The sequence below is a fragment of the Stenotrophomonas maltophilia group sp. msm4 genome, from assembly GCF_032025605.1.
Taxonomy (GTDB): Bacteria; Pseudomonadota; Gammaproteobacteria; order Xanthomonadales; family Xanthomonadaceae; genus Stenotrophomonas; species Stenotrophomonas sepilia.
Genome location: NZ_JAVSKK010000002.1, coordinates 712,326 through 732,782, shown reverse-complemented (window position 1 = coordinate 732,782; position 20,457 = coordinate 712,326). Strand labels below are relative to the sequence as shown.

Annotated in this window: 25 protein-coding genes and 8 tRNA genes; 15 read left to right on the top strand and 18 right to left on the bottom strand. The window is 63.7% G+C overall.

Going from position 1 to position 20,457, the window contains the following annotated elements; genetic code table 11:
* Positions 1-108: 108 nt before the first annotated feature.
* From ROV93_RS12555 to ROV93_RS12485, 15 genes are all read right to left on the bottom strand, one after another.
* Positions 109-2,064 carry a peptidyl-prolyl cis-trans isomerase gene (locus ROV93_RS12555; RefSeq protein ID WP_072168263.1) on the bottom strand — a complete coding sequence of 652 codons (1,956 nt, stop codon included), beginning with the start codon at positions 2,062-2,064 and terminating at the stop codon, positions 109-111.
* 183 nt (positions 2,065-2,247) lie between these two features.
* A tRNA-Asp gene (locus tag ROV93_RS12550) sits at positions 2,248-2,324 on the bottom strand.
* Positions 2,325-2,430: 106 nt separating this feature from the next.
* A tRNA-Asp gene (locus ROV93_RS12545) sits at positions 2,431-2,507 on the bottom strand.
* An 86-nt stretch (positions 2,508-2,593) separates the two neighbouring features.
* Positions 2,594-2,670, bottom strand: a tRNA-Asp gene (locus tag ROV93_RS12540).
* Positions 2,671-2,752: 82 nt separating this feature from the next.
* A tRNA-Asp gene (locus ROV93_RS12535) sits at positions 2,753-2,829 on the bottom strand.
* A gap of 26 nt (positions 2,830-2,855) precedes the next feature.
* A tRNA-Val gene (locus ROV93_RS12530) sits at positions 2,856-2,930 on the bottom strand.
* Between the two features lie 11 nt (positions 2,931-2,941).
* Complete coding sequence (locus ROV93_RS12525; protein ID WP_005408270.1) at positions 2,942-3,214, bottom strand: HU family DNA-binding protein; 273 nt, start codon at positions 3,212-3,214, stop codon at positions 2,942-2,944.
* A 219-nt stretch (positions 3,215-3,433) separates the two neighbouring features.
* Complete coding sequence (lon, locus tag ROV93_RS12520; RefSeq protein ID WP_072168264.1) at positions 3,434-5,884, bottom strand: endopeptidase La; 2,451 nt, start codon at positions 5,882-5,884, stop codon at positions 3,434-3,436.
* A 143-nt stretch (positions 5,885-6,027) separates the two neighbouring features.
* Positions 6,028-7,317, bottom strand: a complete 1,290-nt coding sequence (gene clpX / locus ROV93_RS12515; RefSeq protein ID WP_004154600.1) for an ATP-dependent Clp protease ATP-binding subunit ClpX — start codon at positions 7,315-7,317, stop codon at positions 6,028-6,030.
* Between the two features lie 126 nt (positions 7,318-7,443).
* Positions 7,444-8,070, bottom strand: coding sequence for an ATP-dependent Clp endopeptidase proteolytic subunit ClpP (gene clpP, locus ROV93_RS12510; RefSeq protein ID WP_004146318.1), 627 nt, complete (start codon positions 8,068-8,070; stop codon positions 7,444-7,446).
* 76 nt (positions 8,071-8,146) lie between these two features.
* Positions 8,147-9,442 carry a trigger factor gene (gene tig, locus ROV93_RS12505; RefSeq protein WP_069138945.1) on the bottom strand — a complete coding sequence of 432 codons (1,296 nt, stop codon included), beginning with the start codon at positions 9,440-9,442 and terminating at the stop codon, positions 8,147-8,149.
* 189 nt (positions 9,443-9,631) lie between these two features.
* Positions 9,632-9,716, bottom strand: a tRNA-Leu gene (locus tag ROV93_RS12500).
* A gap of 136 nt (positions 9,717-9,852) precedes the next feature.
* Positions 9,853-10,221 (bottom strand): hypothetical protein, encoded by a 369-nt coding sequence (locus ROV93_RS12495; protein ID WP_072168265.1) that lies wholly within the window; start codon positions 10,219-10,221, stop codon positions 9,853-9,855.
* Positions 10,222-10,645: 424 nt separating this feature from the next.
* A tRNA-Lys gene (locus ROV93_RS12490) sits at positions 10,646-10,721 on the bottom strand.
* 198 nt (positions 10,722-10,919) lie between these two features.
* Positions 10,920-10,995, bottom strand: a tRNA-Lys gene (locus ROV93_RS12485).
* A 445-nt stretch (positions 10,996-11,440) separates the two neighbouring features.
* Between ROV93_RS12485 and ROV93_RS12480 the strand changes: the two genes are divergently transcribed.
* The 4 genes from ROV93_RS12480 (at position 11,441) to ROV93_RS12465 (ending at position 13,107) form a co-directional block, all read left to right on the top strand.
* The gene (locus ROV93_RS12480; RefSeq protein ID WP_180890766.1) at positions 11,441-11,836 is read left to right on the top strand and encodes a hypothetical protein; all 396 of its coding nucleotides are present in this window, start codon (positions 11,441-11,443) and stop codon (positions 11,834-11,836) included.
* 106 nt (positions 11,837-11,942) lie between these two features.
* Positions 11,943-12,353: a lysozyme gene (locus ROV93_RS12475; RefSeq protein ID WP_219627573.1), complete on the top strand. Its 411-nt coding sequence runs from the start codon at positions 11,943-11,945 to the stop codon at positions 12,351-12,353.
* A complete protein-coding gene (locus ROV93_RS12470; RefSeq protein ID WP_049447208.1) occupies positions 12,350-12,658 on the top strand; it encodes a hypothetical protein in 309 nt (102 codons plus the stop codon). The genes ROV93_RS12475 and ROV93_RS12470 overlap by 4 nt, the downstream gene beginning before the upstream one ends.
* Positions 12,655-13,107 (top strand): hypothetical protein, encoded by a 453-nt coding sequence (locus ROV93_RS12465; protein WP_005412387.1) that lies wholly within the window; start codon positions 12,655-12,657, stop codon positions 13,105-13,107. The genes ROV93_RS12470 and ROV93_RS12465 overlap by 4 nt, the downstream gene beginning before the upstream one ends.
* A 21-nt stretch (positions 13,108-13,128) precedes the next feature.
* On the opposite strand, the gene ROV93_RS12460 is transcribed toward ROV93_RS12465, so the two are convergent.
* The 3 genes from ROV93_RS12460 to ROV93_RS12450 form a co-directional block, all read right to left on the bottom strand.
* A complete protein-coding gene (locus tag ROV93_RS12460) occupies positions 13,129-13,515 on the bottom strand; it encodes a response regulator (RefSeq protein WP_005409127.1) in 387 nt (128 codons plus the stop codon).
* A gap of 103 nt (positions 13,516-13,618) precedes the next feature.
* On the bottom strand, positions 13,619-13,951 hold the full coding sequence (locus tag ROV93_RS12455; protein ID WP_032961798.1) for a hypothetical protein: 333 nt from the start codon (positions 13,949-13,951) through the stop codon (positions 13,619-13,621).
* 215 nt (positions 13,952-14,166) lie between these two features.
* The gene (locus ROV93_RS12450) at positions 14,167-14,496 is read right to left on the bottom strand and encodes a hypothetical protein (protein WP_032961796.1); all 330 of its coding nucleotides are present in this window, start codon (positions 14,494-14,496) and stop codon (positions 14,167-14,169) included.
* Between the two features lie 1,077 nt (positions 14,497-15,573).
* On the opposite strand from ROV93_RS12450, the gene ROV93_RS12445 reads away from it, so the two are divergent.
* The 11 genes from ROV93_RS12445 (at position 15,574) to ROV93_RS12395 (ending at position 20,430) form a co-directional block, all read left to right on the top strand.
* The gene (locus ROV93_RS12445) at positions 15,574-15,735 is read left to right on the top strand and encodes a hypothetical protein (protein ID WP_155029018.1); all 162 of its coding nucleotides are present in this window, start codon (positions 15,574-15,576) and stop codon (positions 15,733-15,735) included.
* Positions 15,736-15,803: 68 nt separating this feature from the next.
* Complete coding sequence (locus ROV93_RS12440) at positions 15,804-15,974, top strand: hypothetical protein (RefSeq protein WP_167692992.1); 171 nt, start codon at positions 15,804-15,806, stop codon at positions 15,972-15,974.
* 64 nt (positions 15,975-16,038) lie between these two features.
* Positions 16,039-16,362: a hypothetical protein gene (locus ROV93_RS12435; protein ID WP_134734692.1), complete on the top strand. Its 324-nt coding sequence runs from the start codon at positions 16,039-16,041 to the stop codon at positions 16,360-16,362.
* Positions 16,362-16,532 carry a hypothetical protein gene (locus ROV93_RS12430; protein ID WP_312539947.1) on the top strand — a complete coding sequence of 57 codons (171 nt, stop codon included), beginning with the start codon at positions 16,362-16,364 and terminating at the stop codon, positions 16,530-16,532. Before ROV93_RS12435 ends, ROV93_RS12430 begins: the two co-directional genes overlap by 1 nt.
* Positions 16,529-16,711 carry a hypothetical protein gene (locus ROV93_RS12425; RefSeq protein ID WP_049397876.1) on the top strand — a complete coding sequence of 61 codons (183 nt, stop codon included), beginning with the start codon at positions 16,529-16,531 and terminating at the stop codon, positions 16,709-16,711. The genes ROV93_RS12430 and ROV93_RS12425 overlap by 4 nt, the downstream gene beginning before the upstream one ends.
* Positions 16,708-16,968: a hypothetical protein gene (locus tag ROV93_RS12420; protein WP_032961791.1), complete on the top strand. Its 261-nt coding sequence runs from the start codon at positions 16,708-16,710 to the stop codon at positions 16,966-16,968. Before ROV93_RS12425 ends, ROV93_RS12420 begins: the two co-directional genes overlap by 4 nt.
* Before the next feature lie 64 nt (positions 16,969-17,032).
* Positions 17,033-17,500 (top strand): hypothetical protein, encoded by a 468-nt coding sequence (locus tag ROV93_RS12415; protein WP_180890764.1) that lies wholly within the window; start codon positions 17,033-17,035, stop codon positions 17,498-17,500.
* A 10-nt stretch (positions 17,501-17,510) separates the two neighbouring features.
* Positions 17,511-17,753 carry a hypothetical protein gene (locus ROV93_RS12410; protein ID WP_312539945.1) on the top strand — a complete coding sequence of 81 codons (243 nt, stop codon included), beginning with the start codon at positions 17,511-17,513 and terminating at the stop codon, positions 17,751-17,753.
* A gap of 259 nt (positions 17,754-18,012) precedes the next feature.
* Entirely contained in the window at positions 18,013-18,180 is a 168-nt protein-coding gene (locus ROV93_RS12405; RefSeq protein WP_180890762.1) for a hypothetical protein, read from the top strand.
* A gap of 571 nt (positions 18,181-18,751) precedes the next feature.
* Positions 18,752-19,126 (top strand): MarR family transcriptional regulator, encoded by a 375-nt coding sequence (locus tag ROV93_RS12400; protein ID WP_180890761.1) that lies wholly within the window; start codon positions 18,752-18,754, stop codon positions 19,124-19,126.
* 65 nt (positions 19,127-19,191) lie between these two features.
* Positions 19,192-20,430: a site-specific integrase gene (locus ROV93_RS12395; protein WP_180890760.1), complete on the top strand. Its 1,239-nt coding sequence runs from the start codon at positions 19,192-19,194 to the stop codon at positions 20,428-20,430.
* Positions 20,431-20,457 lie beyond the last annotated feature (27 nt).

The window sequence follows — 20,457 nt, the reverse complement described above, 5'->3', positions numbered from 1 at the left end:
ATGGCCAGCCGAGCATGGGCTCGGCTCTACAATTCAATTTCCAGCAGCGCCCGCACAAAAAAAAGGCCCGGCAATGCCGGGCCTTCTTCGATCTGCTCGCCGCGAGGCTTACAGGTTCGCTTCGGTGGTCTGGATCATGAACTTCTTGCGCATCGCCTCGATGTAGGCCTTGGCCGCGGCCATGCCGTCGATCTGGCTCAGTTGTTCCTTCAGCTGCTTCTGCTGCTCTGCAGTCACTTCCTTGATGTCGCCCGGATTGACCTTGTTCACCGCGAACAGCAGCGCGTGACCATTGACGTCGACCTTGCCATAGCTCGGCTTGCCTTCAGCCGGCACCGGCGCACTGAAGATCGCGCGGTTGATTTCCGGGGTCGGCACCGGCTGGCTGCGCGGCAGGCCCGGCATCGGGCTCAGCTGCAGCTTCTCGCTGGCAGCCAGCGACTGCAGGGTGGCGCCCGCCTTCAGCTTGGCCAGGATGGCATCGGCCGCCTTGTCGCTGGCCTGGCGCTGGCGATCAGCACGGATCGCAGCGATCACCTTTTCGCGGGCCTTGTCCAGCGGCAGGGCCTGTTCCGGGGTGTGTGCAGCCACACGGATGACCACGCTGTGGTTGGTCGCGCCGCCCAGGGCGATCGGGTCACTGGCGGTACCGTCCTGCACCAGCACGTCGGAGAAGGCGGCACGCAGCACGGCCGGGTCAGCGGCGATGCCGCTGGCGGTCGCGCGGGTGATCGGGCCCAGGGTCTGCAGCGGCAGGTTCACTTCCTTGGCGGCGGCCGCCAGGTCGCTCGGGCTCTTGTTGATGGCATCGACCAGGCGACCGGCCAGTTCGTTGAAGCCGCGCTCGCCGTCGGCCTTCAGCTGCTCGGCAGCCAGCGTGTCACGCACTTCCTCGAACGACTTGCCCTGGCCACCGCGCACAGCGGCCACCTTGATGATGTGGTAACCGAACTCGGTCTTGACCGGGCCGATCACGTCACCGGCCTTGGCCGCAAACAGCGCGTCCTCGAACGGCTTGACCATCGCACCGCGCTCGACCCAGCCCAGGTCACCGCCCTGGTCCTTGGAGCCCGGATCTTCCGAATTGGCCTTGGCCAGCGCAGCGAAGTCGGCACCGGCCGCCTTGGCTTCGGCAGCGATCCTGTTCGCCTTGGCTTCGGCGCCGTCACCGGTGATCAGGATGTGCGAGGCCTGGCGCTGCTCCGGCGAGGTGAACTTTGCCTTTTCCTCTTCATAGCGCTTGCGCAGGGTCGCTTCATCGGCCGGGGTCGGTGCCGGCAGGTTCGCACCGTTGATCTCGACGTACTCCAGCGACACGCTCTCGGCCTGGCGGAAATCCTTGCCGTGGCTGTCGTACCACTTCTTGATCTGATCATCGGTGACCGGCGCGGTATCGGCCGGTACGGGCGGCAACGCGGCCAGCTCGACGTCGCGGGTTTCGCCCAGCAGCTTCAACAGGCGCTCGGTCTCGGCCTGGGTGACGAAGCCGGAGCTCTGCAGGCCCGATGGGATCACCGACTGCTGCAGGCTCTCACGCACCAGTTCCTGGAACTGGGTCGGGGTACGCGGCGGATTGCCACCGGCCAATGCCAGGCGGTAGTTGTTCTCGTTGAACTTGCCGTTCGAATCGAGGAACGCCGGCATGGTCGCGATGTACTCGCGCACCGCGCCGTCGCCGATCACCACGCCCGCCTGTTCACCGACCAGACGCACGACCTGTTCGTCGATCAGCTGATCGAGCACGGCCATCTTGTTCTCGGTGCTCTCGAACGCGCGCGGGTCGAAGTTGTCGCCCTGCTGCTGGCGCTCACGCATGCGCTCCTGCTCGAAACGCGTGCGGAAATCCTGCGAGCTGATCTCATGGTGCTGCCACAGCATGCGCACCGGCCACCACGACGGCGCCGAACGCCACCAGGTGGGCGGCGCGGAAACCTTGGCCACGTTCTGTGCGCCAACGCCACCGAGGTAGCTGTTGTCGATCACGAACAGGAACGGAATCATCAGCAGCCCCAGGATCACTGTGACGATCCAGCCTGAGGTCTTGTCGCGGAGTTTCTGCAGCATGGTGAGGAATCACAAGGCCTGATTGGCGAGCCCGGCAGTGTAACCCGCTTCGCCGCAGGGACCAAAAGCAGCACCGACGCGGCCTGCGCCCACTTGCGCAGGCAGGCACCACCAGTGCGTCGGCCAACTCCACATCCTGGCGCAAAGAAAAAGCCCCCGGCTTGCGCCGAGGGCTTTTAGAGTTGGCGGAGCGGACGGGACTCGAACCCGCGACCTCCGGCGTGACAGGCCAGCATTCTAACCAGCTGAACTACCGCTCCGCGCTTGAACTTTGCAGGCGCCCAGTATATCCGAAGACTCTCTGGAAACCCAGCCCGATGAACACTTTTTTCAAAGTTTTTTCACAGGGACTTAAGAAGTCTGCAATGGCGGAGCGGACGGGACTCGAACCCGCGACCTCCGGCGTGACAGGCCAGCATTCTAACCAGCTGAACTACCGCTCCGTTCTTGCAAAGACTTTTTCGCCTTCCTCCGAACCTCTCGGTGAGAAGACAAGGCCCCCAGCCTTGAACCGGGGGCCTGGATGTAATGGCGGAGCGGACGGGACTCGAACCCGCGACCTCCGGCGTGACAGGCCAGCATTCTAACCAGCTGAACTACCGCTCCGCGTTGTTACCTTTTTGCTTTCAGCCGGCCTGGACCGGGGAGAAAACAAAGCCTCCAGCTTTTGGCCGGAGGCCTCGTTGAATGGCGGAGCGGACGGGACTCGAACCCGCGACCTCCGGCGTGACAGGCCAGCATTCTAACCAGCTGAACTACCGCTCCACACTCAAACTTTTACCGCGGTGCTGTGGTGGGTGCTGAGGGTTTCGAACCCCCGACCCTCTCCGTGTAAAGGAGACGCTCTACCGCTGAGCTAAGCACCCCAGCGAGCCGCTTAGTTTACAGCATCCTTCAGGGCCTTGCCAGCCTTGAACGACGGATTCTTCGAAGCAGCGATCTTGATGGTGTCGCCGGTCTTCGGGTTGCGGCCGGTGCGGGCAGCACGGTCGCGGACCTGGAAGGTACCGAAGCCAACCAGAGTGACCGCATCGCCGTCCTTCAGCGCCTTGGTGATGGCAGCAACGACGGCATCGACAGCGCGGCTGGACTCTGCCTTGGTCAGGTCGGCAGCTTCAGCAACGGCATCGATCAATTCGGTCTTGTTCATTCTCTACAACTCCTTTGGCGGTGGGTTCCGCTTATTCGACAGGGAAGCAACCGCACGCCATCTGCATGCGGCCGCCATGTGGAAACGGTTCGCCGAATCTAGCGATCACCAGACTGCGACCACTCATTCGCGAGTGCTGCTTTTATACCAGTGGCCCTACCCCCACGCAAGCTGGAAAGCCAGCAACGACGCGGGTTTCGGGCCATTGGACAGCGCGCGTCAATGCTTGACGCGCGCGTTTCCACTCGGTTTGGCCTTGCTGCGCACCGTGACACGCTGCGCACTCTTGCGCGCCTTCTTCGGTGCCAACGGACGCTCCAGCGCCAGGTCCAGGACTTCTTCGATGTACTTCACCGGCACGATCTTCAGATCGCGGGTGACGTTGGCCGGGATGTCGGCCAGGTCCTTGCGGTTCTCTTCCGGGATGATGACCGTGCGGATGCCGCCACGCAGTGCGGCCAGCAGCTTCTCCTTCAGGCCACCGATGGCAGTGACTCGACCACGCAGGGTGATCTCGCCGGTCATCGCCACGTCGGCGCGCACCGGCACCTTGGTCAGCATCGACACCAGCGAGGTGACCATCGCCGCGCCGGCACTCGGGCCATCCTTCGGCGTGGCGCCATCGGGCACGTGCAGGTGCACGTCATGCTTCTGCAGGAAGTCGCTGTCGATGCCAAAGCCCACGGCGCGCGAACGCACCACCGACAGCGCGGCCGACGCCGATTCCTTCATCACGTTGCCGAGCTGGCCGGTAAGGATCAGCTGGCCCTTGCCCGGCACCAGGGTCGATTCGATCTGCAGCAGGTCGCCACCGACTTCGGTCCAGGCCAGGCCGGTGACCAGGCCGATTTCATTCTCTTCCTCGGCACGGCCGAAGTCGAAGCGACGCACGCCCAGGTACTTGTCCAGGTTCTTGCTGGACACATTGACCAGCGCCTTGGGCTTCTTCGCACCCTTCTTCGCCTTCACCGGCTGCGGGCCGGCCAGCGCGATCTCCTTCACCACCTTGCGGCAGATCTTGGCGATCTCGCGTTCCAGGTTGCGCACGCCCGATTCGCGCGTGTAGTAGCGCACGATGTCCTGGATGGCGTCACTGCCGATTTCCAGCTCTTCCGGCTGCAGGCCGTTGGCCTTGACCTGCTTCGGCACCAGGTAGCGGGTCGCGATGTTGAGCTTCTCATCCTCGGTGTAGCCGGGGATGCGGATCACTTCCATGCGGTCCAGCAGCGGGCCGGGAATGTTGAGCGAGTTCGAGGTGGCCACGAACATCACTTCGGACAGGTCCAGGTCCACTTCCAGGTAGTGGTCGTTGAATGCGTTGTTCTGCTCCGGATCGAGCACTTCCAGCAGCGCCGAAGACGGATCGCCACGGAAGTCCATCGACATCTTGTCGATCTCGTCGAGCACGAACAGCGGGTTCTTGCTGCCGACCTTGTTGAGGTTCTGCACGATGCGGCCCGGCATGGAACCGACGTAGGTACGGCGGTGGCCACGGATTTCGGCCTCGTCGCGCACGCCGCCCAGCGACATGCGCACGAACTTGCGGTTGGTGGCCTTGGCAATCGACTGGCCCAGCGAGGTCTTGCCCACGCCCGGCGGCCCGACCAGGCACAGGATCGGGCCCTTCATCTGCTTCACGCGCGACTGCACCGCCAGGTATTCAAGAATGCGCTCCTTGACCTTCTCCAGGCCGTAGTGGTCGGCATCGAGCGTATCCTGCGCGACCTTCAGGTCCTTGCGCACCTTGCTGCGCTTCTTCCACGGCACGCCCAGCAGCCACTCCAGGTAGTTGCGCACGACGGCGGCTTCGGCCGACATCGGCGACATCTGCTTGAGCTTGTTCAGTTCATTGCGCGCCTTGGCTTCAACCGCCTTCGGCATGCCGGCCTCGGCAATCTTGCGGGCCAGTTCTTCCAGCTCGCCCGGCGCGTCGTCCAGGTCACCCAGTTCCTTCTGGATGGCCTTCATCTGTTCGTTGAGGTAATACTCGCGCTGGCTCTTCTCCATCTGCGACTTCACGCGGCCGCGGATGCGCTTCTCCATCTGCTGCACGTCGATCTCGCCGTCGACCAGCCCGACCAGCATCTCCAGGCGGTCACCGACGGCCAGCGTTTCCAGCAGACGCTGCTTATCGGCCAGGCGCACGCTGATGTGCGCAGCGATGGTGTCGGCCAGGCGCGCCGGCTCATCGATGCCCGACAGCGTCTGCAGCAGCTCCGGCGGCAGCTTGCGGTTGGTCTTCACGTACTGCTCGAACAGCGACATCAGCGAGCGGGCAATCGCCTCGACCTCGCGCGCCTCGCGCTCGTCGGTGGCGTCGATCTCCACGGCCTGGCCATGCAGCGAGCCGTCGCGCTCGTCGACGTGGGTGACCTGCACGCGCGACAGGCCTTCAACCAGCACCTTGATGGTGCCGTCGGGCAGCTTCAGCAGCTGCAGCACCTGCGCCAGCGTACCGACCTGGTAGAGGTCGGCCGCATGCGGGTCGTCGGTTTCGGCCGACTTCTGCGCCAGCAGCAGGATGCGCTTGTCCGCCTCCATTGCCTGTTCGAGCGCGTGCATGGACTTGTCACGGCCGACGAACAGCGGGATGACCATGTGCGGGAACACCACTACGTCGCGCAGCGGCAGGACCGGCAGGTCGAGGGTTTCACTTGGGGAACGGGCCATGGGGGCTCCAGGGAAGGGGGAAAACCGCCTCCGGGAGGGCATCTTCCGGAGACAAAAAAAGCCGATGGCCCCGTTATGGGGCCATCGGCTTTCAGATGCAAGGCATTCCTTGAAAATCCTTTCCAATCAACAACCTGGAAGGATCACTCGGCGCCTGCGGCCTTCTGTTCAGGGGCCGCCGGGGTCTGGTAGATCAGGTACGGCTCGGACTTGTGCTCGATCACCGATTCGTCCACGACCACCTTGCTGACGTTCTCCTGCGACGGCAGGTCGTACATGGTGTCCAGCAGGACGGATTCGACGATGGTGCGCAGGCCACGGGCGCCGGTCTTGCGCTTGAGCGCCTTCCTGGCGATGGCCGACAACGCGTCCGGACGGAACTCCAGCTCCACGTTTTCCATCTCGAACAGCTTCTTGAACTGCTTGGTGATGGCGTTCTTCGGCTCGGTCAGGATCTTGATCAGGGCCGGCTCGTCCAGCTCCTCCAGGGTCGCGACCACCGGCAGGCGGCCGACGAACTCGGGAATCAGGCCGAACTTGATCAGGTCTTCCGGCTCGACTTCCGCCAGCACCTTGCCCACTTCCTGCTTGCGCTCGCTGCTCTTCACCTTGGCACCGAAGCCGATGCTGCCGACGTCGGTGGAACGCGCCTGGATCACCTTGTCCAGCCCGGCGAACGCGCCGCCGCAGATGAACAGGATGTTCTTGGTGTCCACCTGCAGGAATTCCTGCTGCGGGTGCTTGCGGCCGCCCTGCGGCGGAACGCTGGCCACGGTGCCTTCGATCAGCTTCAGCAGGGCCTGCTGCACGCCTTCGCCGGACACATCGCGGGTAATCGACGGGTTCTCGCTCTTGCGCGAGATCTTGTCGATTTCATCGATGTAGACGATGCCCTGCTGCGCCTTCTCGACGTCGTAGTCGCACTTCTGCAGCAGCTTCTGGATGATGTTCTCCACGTCCTCGCCCACGTAACCGGCTTCGGTCAGCGTGGTGGCGTCGGCCATGGTGAACGGCACGTTGAGCAGGCGGGCCAGGGTCTCGGCCAGCAGCGTCTTGCCCGAACCGGTCGGGCCGACCAGCAGGATGTTCGACTTCGCCAGTTCGACGTCGTCGTTCTTCTGCCGGCTCTCGATGCGCTTGTAGTGGTTGTACACGGCCACTGCCAGCGTGCGCTTGGCACGGTTCTGGCCGATCACGTACTGGTCGAGGACCTCGAGGATCTCGCGCGGCTTGGGCAGCGAACTGCGCGCCGACTGCGCCTTTTCCTCAAGTTCCTCACGGATGATGTCGTTGCACAGCTCCACGCACTCATCGCAGATGAACACGCTCGGACCCGCAATCAGCTTGCGCACTTCATGCTGGCTCTTGCCGCAGAAAGAGCAGTAGAGGATCTTGCCGGTGTCCGTGGAACGACCTTGGCGGTCTTCGCTCATGCTTCGCTTACCCAGTTACCCCACCCGCTGAACGGGGGTTCGATTCGAGAATAGCACAGGGCCGAGGGGACACCAGTCCCACCCGACCCTGCAGGAACGAGGCCTCCCTGGCCCCGTGAAGGCCGGTCAACCGGCCTGGATCGACTCATCCGGACGACGCTCCAGGACCTGGTCGACCAGACCGTAGGCCTGCGCCTCGAAGGCGCTCTTGAAGTTGTCGCGCTCGGTGTCACGGGCGATCGTCTCCAGCGACTGGCCGGTGTGCTTGGCCAGCACCTCGTTCAGGCGCGAACGCAGGGTCAGGATCTCGCGCGCGTGGATGTCGATGTCGGTGGCCTGGCCCTGGTAGCCACCCAGCGGCTGATGGATCATCACGCGCGAGTTCGGCAGCGCATAGCGCTTGCCGGCTTCGCCCGCGGCCAGCAGCAGAGCGCCCATCGAGGCGGCCTGGCCGATGCAGGTGGTGCTCACATTCGGCTTGATGTACTGCATGGTGTCGTAGATCGCCATGCCGGCGGTGACCACGCCACCCGGCGAGTTGATGTAGATGTTGATGTCCTTTTCCGGGTTTTCCGATTCCAGGAACAGCAACTGCGCCACCACCACGTTGGCCATGTGATCGTCGATCGGGCCCACGAGGAAGATCAGGCGCTCCTTCAACAGGCGCGAATAGATGTCGTAGGCACGCTCGCCGCGGCTGGTCTGCTCGACCACCATCGGAACCAGGTTCAGGGCTTTGGTTCGGTTGTCCATTACGTGAGGTACCTATCTTGGGGGGCAACAACCCCGCGCCGGCAAAGGCGCGGGGCATCCGGTGATCCGCCCGGGCTTACTGGCGGATCGCGTCCTGGAACGACAGCTTCTCTTCGGTGTGCTGGGCACGCTCGGCGATCCAGTCGATCACCTGCTCTTCCATCACACGGTTCTGCAGGCCAGACATCAACTGGGGGTCGTTGCGGTACATCTCAATGACCTGCTCCGGCTCTTCGTAGGTCGAAGCGATCAGACGCATCGTTTCATTCAGGCGCTTGGCTTCCAGGCGCAGGTCGTTGATGCGGGCCACTTCACCGACCAGCAGGCCGACCAGCACGCGCTTGGCGGCAGCGTCCTTGAAGCCTTCGTGGGCATCGGCCGGGATCTCGCCGACGTTCTGGCCGTTGCGGCGCAGCTGCTCGACCTGCTGGGCCAGCATGGCGCGGGCTTCGTTCTCGACCAGGCGCGGCGGCATTTCCACCGACGAGTAGGCCGCGATCAGCTGCTCGCCCACTTCACGGCGCAGGCGGTTCATCAACGCACCCTTCAGCTCGCGCTCCAGGTTGGCGCGGATGTCGCTGCGGAACTGCTCCACATCGCCGCCCTTCACGCCGAAGCTCTTGATGAAGGCTTCGTCGACCGCCGGCACGACCGGCTCGGAGACCTCGGTGACCTTGACGGTGACCTGCACGGTCTTGCCGGCCAGCACCGGCACGCGCCAGTCAGCCGGGAACTCGACGTCGAGGGTCTTCTCTTCGCCCTTGGCCAGGCCGACCAGGCCCTTCTCGATGGTGTCGAACATCATGCCCTGGCCGAGCACGATCGAACCCTTCTCGGTGCCCTCGGCCGGCAGGCGCTCTTCGCCGGCCTGCGACCAGGTTTCCACCGCGACCAGGTCACCGTCCTGCGCGCCACGGCTGACCGGGGCCCAGGTACGACGCTGGTTCTGCAGGTTCTCGATCATCTGGTCGATGTCGGCGTCGGTGATCTCGGCGGTATGGCGCACGACGGTCAGCTTGCTGACGTCGATGTCGCCGAAGTCCGGCACCACTTCCACGGTGGCCACGAAGGAGAACTCACCCTCGTCGCCCTTGTCGATGCGCGGGCTGCCGACGATGCGCAGGTCGTGCTCGCGCACGGCCGCATCGAAGGTTTCGCGCAGCAGGCCGTCCAGCGCCTCGCCACGGACCTGCGCGCCGAAGCGCTGCTCGATCACCTTGGCCGGCACCTTGCCCGGGCGGAAGCCCTTGATGCGGGTGGTACGGGCGATTTCGCCGAGGCGGCCGGCGATGTGGCTCTGCAGACGCTCTTCCGGCAGCGAGAAGCTCAGGCGGCGTTCCAGGTTGCCGGTGGATTCGATCGAAGCTTGCATGTTAACTCCTGCCACCGGTGGCCCAGGCCCCCGGCTCGATGATTGGGATGAAACGGTTGTAAGGACGCGACGTCTGGGACGCGCCTGCTTGCCGCAGCCCTTTAGTTTCGCCCAATTCGGCGTGCACTGCCAGCGCGTGCCGGTCAAGGGGGCGCAGATGGCCCGATCAGGGCGGGGACAGGCCGGCACTGGTGCGAAAGGGGGGACTCGAACCCCCACGCCTTGCGGCACTGGAACCTAAATCCAGGGCGTCTACCAATTCCGCCACTTTCGCGTGGCCGGCGCAGGTGTTCATTGTCGCAGGCGATGGCGGGAAGCGGAAGGCCTGCACAAAACTGAACATGGCAATGGTGCGCAGCCCGCGCGTTGAACCACCCCGGCGAGCGCAAGCTCATCCGGGGTGGCGGGGTTCACTGCTGCGGCCTGGCCTTGGCCGACGCCGTATCGGCACCCTGCCCGGCTGCAGGATCCACCTTGCGGATCTCCACGCCCCCGTCGCCGGTGCGCCGCAGGGCCGCCGGCTCCGGCGTGGCCTTGCGCACATCCACCGAACCATCCGCATTGCGCTGCACGTCCACCGCATCGGGCAGGGCCTCCCGCTCTGCCGGCTGAGCCGGCTGCATCTGCATGGCCTCACCGACCGGGCGCGCAGGAGCACTTTCAGTGCCAGCATCGCGTTCGACGGTCTGCGCGGGATTGTCGGCGGGCGCGCAGGCCGCCAGTGCCAGCAACGCGAAGGAAACCCACAGCGTGCGGTGCAATCGATTGATATGAGCCATCAACATCTTCCTTCGTGCATGCGCCGTCGGCGCGGAAGATCCATTGGGTGCGATGCAGGATGCGATGCGGTGAGATGCAGCGCACAGCATTGATAACACTGATGACGCGTATGACCCTGATTTCAGCATTGCTTCAGTCGATCCACGCCATGCGCGGATGAAATGCCCCCCCCCCCCCAGCGAACAGGCAAGAAAAAAGCCACTTGGCGAACCAAGTGGGAAGCTGCCGCGCATTCGCGCCGCAGCCCCACGCTTTGCGCGGCAAAGCGCGGGCCCCACTTCATCAGCCGCCACATCCCCGCGGCTTCGCCGCGCCCCCTTGACTCAAGGGGGCTCCACTCCAGCCAGCACCGCTGGCATCTGCAGATGCCCCTCAGCGAACAGGCAAGAAAAAAGCCACTTGGCGAACCAAGTGGCTTTCGTCTGGTGGGCTGTCAAGGATTCGAACCTTGGACCTATTGATTAAGAGTCAACTGCTCTACCAACTGAGCTAACAGCCCGAAATCGGGGCGCGAATTATGACCCGATCCGCTCGGTGGGTGCAAGCACTTTTTTCAACGTGGTTGAAACCAGCACTGCGAGCCCCGCTCCTGCTGCAGATCCACGCCGAACGGGTTCTGCAACGCGTGATCCATCGGAACGATGGGAGTCACACCCATAAGAAAAAAGCCACCTGGCGTACCAGGTGGCTTCTGTCTTGGTGGGCCGTCAAGGATTCGAACCTTGGACCTATTGATTAAGAGTCAACTGCTCTACCAACTGAGCTAACGGCCCGTGAAACTCAGACACACATTGTAGCGTGCTTTCTGTTTATTGCAATACCGTTTCGGCTGCGCCGATGCGGTTGAATCAGTGGGGTGGCTGAGGGGATTCGAACCCCCGACCACCGGAATCACAATCTGATTCCGCTGATCTAGAACCCCAGCAAGTGCAAGCACTTACGAGACGCACATCGTAACAGGTGACATCACGGGTGACAACTAGGTGACGCCTCGTGCCGTCACAGGTGACGCGAGGTGACGCCGAATAAAGTAGTCATCATCGGCGGACCTCCTCCTAGGACAACCATTCAGAACTACTCATTGCTGTTCACCACCGAGGACTACTACAGTTCCACATAGGTCCACCCAGGACCAACAACCGAACCACTCAGGACCGTACCGGGCAGCCCCCGGTGCGGTCCTCCCGTTTTGACTTTTGCATCCCCCGAGGGCAAACGATGACGACTTGGCAAGAGAACGACCTGCACGCCGCCCAGCTCGAACTGGAGAAGGAGAGCACCAGCCTGGGCATTGCCCGCTACGAGAAGATCAGGGAGCAGCGCCAGGAGGCCGAGACCGGCCCCGGCCGCAAGCTGGTCCTGGAGAGCATCGACGCCACCGCCGCCGCAATCGCGGCGTTCGTGGCCGAAGCCGACACCGGCAAGCCGGGCAAGCGCCACGCCGCCCTCAAGTTCATCCGCCACCTGAACCCCCACGCCCTCGCCTATCTGACCAGCTTCACCTGCGTCAACGCGCTCGTCGCCGATCACCGCAAGGCGGTGCCCTGCTGTACCTGTTCCTGCGCCGCAAGAACGACGACGACAACGACGGCCCGAGCGCACCCGCGCCGGTAACGCCGTGCGACTGCAACCACGCTCCCTGCTGCCACACCCAGGGCGGCCAGTCGAACCCCTACGCCCCGGTGTGAGCCAGGCTGTCCAGCTCGCGCGCCCTCTGACGATGAAGTCGGAGGGTCTGCGCCTGGTGGCCTACCTGTGCCCCGCAGACAAGTGGACCATCGGCTACGGCCACACCGGCAGTGACGTGAAGCCTGGCCTCCGCATCACCGAGGAACGCGCTGTGGAGCTGCTGGAGGCTGACCTCTCCAAGGCCGCTACGGTCGTCCGTCGATACGTGCGCGTGCCCCTCAGCGCGCCGCAGGAAGCCGCCCTGATCGACTTCGTGTTCAACCTCGGCGAGGGCAACTTCGCCAGCTCCACCCTGCTCCGCGTGCTCAACGCGGGCGACTACGCGGCGGTGCCCGCACAGCTCCGCCGATGGACCAAGGGTCGCGTCAAGGGCGTGCTGACGGACCTGCCCGGCCTCATCGACCGCCGCGAGGCGGAAGTCAAACTCTGGAACTCCAAGTGACCATCAAGACCATCTACAACCGCGCCAGCGAGCGCCTGGTGCGCGCCTACGAGCGCGCTAAGGGGTACGTAGCGCTGCGCATTGCCCTCGCCTCGCAATGGCTCCTGGAGCGCCTGCGCGAGACCTCCCGTCGCACCTACACCGGCTGGCTGTTCGTCGCCGTGTTCCTGGCGCTTCCCTACGTCGTCCTCGGCGGCCTGTGGGAGCACCTGCGGAATGCCGCGGAGCGCCTGTGGGATGACGTGAACGACATCGAGTGGGCTGCGTTCACCCCGAGCTACTGGCGGGAGCACATCAAGCAGTGACCACGCTGGCCTTTGACGGCCGGCTCGTTGCTATCGACTCGCAGGTCACCGCTGGTGATCTGCGGTACGAGGAGGAGAAGTTCTACCGCACCACCGACACCACCGGGCGCGACCTGGTGGTGTTCGGCGCGGGCACCACTTCCCACATCCAGCGAGCCGTGCGCGAGCTGTCGGAGGGATTCGACGAACTGACCAAGGGCGAGTACACGATCCTCGTGGTCGGCCTGCGGGACAACCCGGTGGCCTTCTACCACGACGGTCTCCCTCTCGACCTCCGGCGCGACTTCCTCGTCGCCGGTAGTGGTGGTGCGATTGCCCTGGCCGCCATGAAGGCAGGCCACAACGCGACCGAAGCAGTCCTCATGGCCTGCTCGACGGACCTCTACAGCGGTCCTCCGGTGCAGACCTACGACACGGTTACAAAGCGTTTCCTAAAACGCCGGACCTGAACTACTGGCGCATGGACGCGCCTAAACAGGAATGCCGATTTGGCGAGTCCTATCAAGGGCGCTCATGAGTTCTTTGATGCGGTACGGCTTCGGGAGAAAGGTCGCCCACTGGTGAGCGTCAGGGAGCTGCGGGTTCGGCACCCCGGACGCGAACATGTAGGGAATTCGGTGCGACAGCAGGTAATCGGCGACGGACATTGATGCTCCGTCCTGCGTCTGGATGTCTAAGATCGCCGCGTGAAATGCTTTCGCCTCTATGCGGTCGAATGCATCGGCAGCGGAGGCGACCACATCGACCTCGTAACCCTGCATCGCCAGGATTTCCTTCAACATCCCTGAGAGGTCAGGATCATCTTCCATGACCAACAACGAGCCGAGCCGACCCTGGCTGTATGCATCCGTAGCCATCGCGCGTTCTCCCACGCCTACGTTCCCCAAACGGTTCGTACCGTACACGACGGCCAGTTAAAAGACAGGAAACGACTCTACCTGAAAGTGAACAGTTCAGCTATCACGCCAATTCTTCATCCTTGAACCACCACATTACAGCCAAGACGACAAACCAAACGATCAGCGGGACGCCAATCGTGAATTCCACGAGTAGGCCTCTCATGTGCTCGTGCTGCGCGGCCTCAGTCAGTGCAGAATCCAGAATTGGCACCGCATCGGCCACCACGCTGTACGCGGTCGTGTCATCGTTTATGACCTCGCGGGTACGTTCGACCAGCTCCCGTGCTGCTCGAAGCTTCGCGTGCTGATATGCGGCGGGCACTCCAGCACAGACCAGCGAGAGGACAGTGACCAGCGCCGCCAAGCGAATGAGGAGGGTATTGAGCGATGCCATAGATGCTCGTTGTAATGTCTATGCCAACCGCTAAGTTTATTCGACCACGGAGCACTGGGAGGGCTTGACAAGGGTGCTATCATAGTAAGACCTAAGTATTACTCTAGCAGGACTATAGAGTTCTATTCATTGGTATTCACCATCAAGTAGAGCTACAGTTCTCCTATGCACTCCTGGGGTGTTCCTCTGTCCTCCTTGGGTGCCACTGCGGCGGACTAGACCTCCGTCCCATCCTTGATGACCCATAGCACCACGCCCGCACCAATCCAAGCGAGCGCCGGGATGCCCAAAGCGAGCTGGAGAAACAGGTTGCGGGAATTGCGGTTGCTGATGAGGTCATTCGTCGCGGCGTCAAACGTCCGCACCGCCTCATCAACCAACACCTGCGGCGAGGCGTCGTTCTCGATGATCTGCTCGTTCCAGGAACGCAACTCCTCAGCGCTCCTTACGCCGGTCTGAAAGTACGCGGCAGGGAGTCCTGCGAGCACTAAGGCCAGGACGGTGATCGCGGTAGCGGTTCTTATCGTGTATCGGCGGGCGTACATAACGTCTCCTCGAAGTGACAGAGGTGGTCGAAAGGTTTGCGGCAAATTTCCGAAGGAGTATCCAACTACTTGGAACGGCGCGATCACCCCCCGTAGGGGGTCGCCCCCTGTAGCGTAAGGCACGATGCGCCCCCTTCGCGTCACCTGCGGCGTCACCACCTCGGCTAACCTACTGATTCCAAAGGTGAACCACCGGATTAGGTATCCAGTGCCTAGGCAATCCCATGCGATACCTGGGCAATCTGCGGACATCGGCCCGCAAACGTTCGCGCCTCTGTCTGTCCCTATCTGTCTTTTTGCCCTGACCGCCACGCTCCCACCTCGGCACCACCTCGGCACACCTGCCGACCACCTCGGCGCAGCCTGCCCCAGCCTATGCCCACCTGCCGCCCACCACGGCCAGCCAATGCGCCGCCACGGCCCACGCGAGGCCCGCCACGGGCATCCCTACCGCCCCGCCTATAGAAGCTCCCCACGCGCGCGCTAGGCGCTCCCTGCGACCATCCGAAAATCGTTGCCATAGGGGTATTGACAGCCATGCGGGGATTGATCTAATCTATACCCGTCGCCAGCAACACGGCGGCAGCGGAAAAGGCGGCGACAGACGTGCGACCGATGGATCGACAGCACCTAGAGCTTATCCCGCCAGCACTGAGGACTAGCCCCAAAGGCCCCTAAGCGCACCGCAGGTAACGTCCGGCTCAACCATCCCACTACCGGGAGTGATTGACAAACCGGGAGCAAACGGGCATAATGCCCACCATCGAACAACGGTCGCAGGGTGCGGTCGGGACAGTAGGAAAGGGGCAGGCAGGAGCGCCGCCCACGGCAGAACGCGGGGAGCTGGGAACACTAGCCGCGCCGGGAAGTGTAAGGGCCGATGAAGGCCGCCACGGATACCGGGTCACCGCCAGAAAGAGCGGGGCCAGCTGTACGGGATTCCTAGGCGAGCTGGAGGCGCTCCCGGAAGCTGGCGACGGTCAGATTCCATGCCTTACAAGCATGAGTCTGACCGCCAAAGCGTCCCTACCGTTGTGATGGGGCGTTTTGGTGGTCCGATTCACTGGAGAGCAACCCATGACGATGATCCCGTTTGATATGACCGCCCGCGACTACTACGTGGCCGGTTGCATCCGCCGCGGCATCCGCGAGCACCGCGCCCGACTCAACGAGCGGGAGCGCCAGGCGAACAAGAACCGCACCCAAGTTGCGCCTTGTCCATCCCCCGTTGTCATCTGATCCCCTTTCGTCAACCAGATTTTCCACACCCCGCCGACGTGTGACGGCGGGTCTTTTTTGGAGCTACCATGAGCACCAATGGACCACTGGAGGACTTGCAAGTGCGCAAGCTCACCGCTGAGATTCGCAAGATCAACCGCGAGATCGACAAGCTGATGATGGAGACCCGGTGGTATCCGCTGGTGGTCGCCACGGCCTTTGTGGCTGGCATCGTCACGCTGACCAAGTTGTTCCTCTAACCGCGCCCTACCCCAATCCCCCGAAGCCGCCGCAAGGCGGCTTTTTTGTTGCCCGGAGAAAGCCATGAATCTCGACAAGTACGCACCGAAGATCGCCGCCGACATAGCGCGGGCGTTGGTGGACCTCGCGCTCGCCAAGGGCTATGCCATTTCCGTCAACGATGGCGAGGAGTGGACGGTGAAGCGTGGACGCGACCGGCAGATGGTGCTGGAAGCGCTGGCGACCACCGACGCCGACACGCTGGTATTCCGCCGCGAGGATGGCAGCCGCGTCGGTTTCGTGTGGCTGATCTGGCAGAACGGGGCCGACGTAGCGAGCGACTGGAGCGCAAACGAGGACACCGACGCGCTGGTGGAGCCGGTGCTGCGCGGGCTGGGGGTGCTGTGATGGAACTGCGCACCTACGGAACCCGCAACGTGTTCCTGGCACAGCCGGGGCGCTATCACGAACAACTGGCGGCGACCGCGATGACGCCGCAGCAAGCCGAGGAGTTCGCCACCGTGGTCAACCGCGCAATCAGGGATACCGACTTCGACCCCATGGGAGCCGCGCGATGAGCTACCGCGAGGAGGACATCATGTTCGAGACCGAAAAGGCGTGGGTGCTGCGCAAGGGACCGAACCATTTTGAGGTCTACAAAATCGGCCTCACCCACTCGACACGCCACGGCATTTTTCACAACATCCCCGGCGCGCTGGATCGCGCCATTGAGCACGCAAAGGGCCTGTCGCAATGAGCAACGACAACGAGCTGGCTGTACCTGCCGGTGACAAGCTGGTCACCCTGGGCGACCGATCGGTCTCCTACGGTCCCCGCCAAGAGTTCGATGGAAGCGTCGAGCCTTGCGCACCGATGGCCGCGCAGTTTTGGGGCGTCTACCGCTGGGCCGGTAAGGACCGCTGGTGGTGGATTGCCGACGTGGCCGACGAGGACACCGCCCGCGCAGTGGCCGCCGCCTACCTGCTGAACGTCAAGCCCGATTGGGCGCACTGACCGACAACCACCGCTGATCCCGAGGCCCGCCTAGTGCGGGCCTTCGCATTTCTGGAGCACTCACATGGCACGCAAGCCTGCCGCACTGCTGACCCGCGAAGAACTGATGGCGATGCTGACCGCTTTCGTCAATCAGCGCCCCGGCTTCGATCCGTGCAACTACGGCACCGCGTCGAGCTACCGTAGCGACCAGCGCACCGCCCAGCGGCAGCGCAGCGACGCACTGGAAATGCTGGCCGCGATTGGTTGGCGCGAGTCGATCACCGCGCACGACATCCGCAAGGCGCTGCAAGGCTCGGGGCGACTGCAACTGCGCGACGACGGCCGATTGGACTACTGCACCGGCCAGTATTGGCCGACCGAGTTCCGCGCTGGCGTCTGCCGCGTGCTCTCGCAACTGCTCTGGGACTACTGGCGCGAGAACTCGCCCGCCGAGCTGCGCGAGCGACACGACGGGAGCTGGGGCAATCACATCCGCGCAACCGCGCGCCGCGAGCTGGGCCGCGGCGTGGCGCAGCGCTGGTTCCGCTGAGGAGACGAGCATGGACACCATCGAGCTGCACGGGCTGACCTTCAAGGTCGAGCACATCCCTGACCCTGACGCGGGTGCGCCCTGGGAGAACAACGACACGCTGGGCACTGTGAGCGGCTGGGAATGCCGCGACCACTACCGGGGCAGCGCGTGGATTGGCGCGCACTGGTCGCCCTACAACCGCCGCTGGTGCATCAACGTCCTGCCTTGCGTGACCTTGTGGGTCGCGCTGTCGGGAGGGCGCGCACCGTGATCCGCCTCCGCGCTCCTAAGCGCCCCCAAGCCATCCGGGTGGCTCGGCCGATGTCTCCGGCCGATGTCGCCGAGTTCCACCGCCTGATGCGTCAGGCCAACTACCACCTCGCCCGTCGCGGCGCTTGATCCACGTCAAAGGAAACCATCATGGAAATCATCATCGTCAGCCTGGCCTTCCGCGCACACCAGATCGGCCCGTTCCTGGTCATCGAACGGGAGGTCTCGGTGCTCCACGAGCGCACCTATGAGGTGCCGGAATGATTCGGACCATCCACTTCGACCACAACGAGAAGCGCGGCGTCCTGCGCGCCGTGCTCGGCCTGCTCAACGAGCGCGTCCAGTTCTCGGTCGTCCCCGAGGACTGTGGCTGGCGGGTGTCCTATCCGGTCCCACCCGCCGCCCCAACTGAGACCCCGCAGCCATGAACTCAATGCACGAGTCGGGATCAATCTCTCCGGTGGTACTTGATTCCTACGGACGCGCCATCATTGTGGCCTGTAGTCTGCCCGACGGTAGCGTGCTGCTGTCGGGCTGCGCATCCGCAGACGACCAGGGGGGGCGTTCTCAGTCTATGAGTACGGTGAGACGGACAATAGCCAGCGCGGTAGTCCGCGTAGGGCAAGGACTTTGCATCCGTGGTCGGGGCCATCGTGACCCTGGCGGTGATGCTTGTACTACCGTTCTTAAAACACTGAAACGTAAGACCTTTTTGTGGAGCGCAGCCGGGGGTGGCGGCGCATTACAACGCCGTGAGCAGGGGACAGGACGGCCCCTTCGCAGGGCAGAAGTACCTGGACCTGTTCGTGAAAGCCTTTGGATATGAGATCGGAATCGACCCCTCCCCCACGCCTTGGCAGCGTGGTTTTTGGATGGACAAAATTGGCAAGAATGCCATCAACATTGGCTTGGGCCTTGTAATCCTTACATTGCGGCTCCAAGATAGACCCTGATGGTTTCCCAAGGGGGAACCATCCCCTTACGGAAAATGAGCGCACCATGAATCTCTCGCAGAAAGAACTGACGGCCATTCTCACAACCGCACTGTCAGCCTTCCGGGAAGAGATCGACGAGGACATCACCGCCACCCGCATCCTCACCCTACTCGCCGTTGTGGACGAGCCGGGCATTCAGCAGGTGGACCTTGAGCGCGTCCTCGGCGGACTCTCTCCCTCCGCAGTGAGCCGCAATGTGCTCGACCTGTCGTCTATCAAGCGTAACCGCGAGCCGGGGCCTGACTTCCTGGAGCAGCGCCCCGATCCCGCCTACCGCAAGCGCAACCTGATCTTTCCGACGACCAAGGCGCTGCACTGGCTGGCTTCGCTCTCAGAACGTGTCAACCGCAAGGTGACGGCGCGCGTCGCAGCCGCCTAACCCCCAACACCCCGTTGTGCCCCGAGGCCCGCCTAGTGCGGGCCTTTTCATTTTTGGAGATACACATGGCCCTTCGCCTCAAAGGGACCGCACCCAAGCCGGGTGCGCCCGACAAGCGCTACTACATGCTCGACGTGCAGGAGGGATACCGCCGCGTGCGCCTGTCCACCGGCACCCGTGACCGCGTGGCCGCCGAGCGCAAGGAGCAGGCGGTCCTCGACGCCCTGCGCGATGACCCCGACGTTTCCGAGGACGTGCTGCGCGAACTCATCCGGGGCAAGTCCCGGTCGGCGCAGATGGCCGTGGCGAAAGCCAAGGCCCGGCAGCGCACCCTCAAGGACGCGATGGATGACGCCCTGGAGGACCGCAACTTTTGGGGCAAGCTCAAGTCCATCGAGACCGTCCGCACCAACTGCAAGATCGTCCAGGGCTTCCTTGGCGAGGACACGCCCATCAACGACATCACCCAGGCCGCCGTGGACGCGATGGTGACCAAGATGGAGGCCGAGCAGGCTGCCCCGGCGACCATCAACCGCAAGATGCACGCCCTGATGGCCGTCCTGCGCCGCGAGGCGAAGGCCGGACGCATGCTGGCCGCCATCCCGGAGTACCGCCCGAGCGACGAGCGCGACAACGCGCGCCAGTTCACCCTGACCATCCAGGACGAGGAGCTGATCCTCTCCCGCGTGCTCGCATGGGACACCCTACCCGACCCCGAGTACGGCGGTCGGCCGCGGACGCGCGACGGTAAGGACTACCACGACCTGTTCGTGTTCCTGGCCGACGTGGGCTGCCGCCTGAGCCAGGCGTTCAACCTGCGCTGGAGCGACCTCGTGGGCACCCCACCCACCGCCGTGCGCTTCTGGCGTCACGGGGAACTCAAAGGCGGCCGGCAGCGCACCATCCCCCTGACCTCCCGCGCTTCGGAGGTGGTCCAGCGGCGGCGCAAGGCGGCAGGCAAGGAGCAGACCGGCCCCTTCTCCACGCTCAACAAGACCCGCGCCAACAAGCTCTGGAATCGTGCGCGAAAGGGGACGCATCTCGCCAAGGAGAAGGAGTGCGTGATCCACTCGCTGCGGCACACCTGCGCAACCCGGCTGCTGCTGGCGACCGGCAACATCAAGCTCGTGCAGGAGTGGCTGGGGCATCGAGACATCCGCACCACGTCAGAGACCTACGCGAAGGTGCTGGCCGAGCAGGCGCTCATCGGCAAGTCTGCGCTGGAGCAATTGCGGGCTGCGCCGCAGGTGACGCCCCCAGGTGACGTTCCGAGACAGGGATTGATTGCCAACGAGGGATTGTAGTACCAAAACTGACCGTCGCCAGCTTAC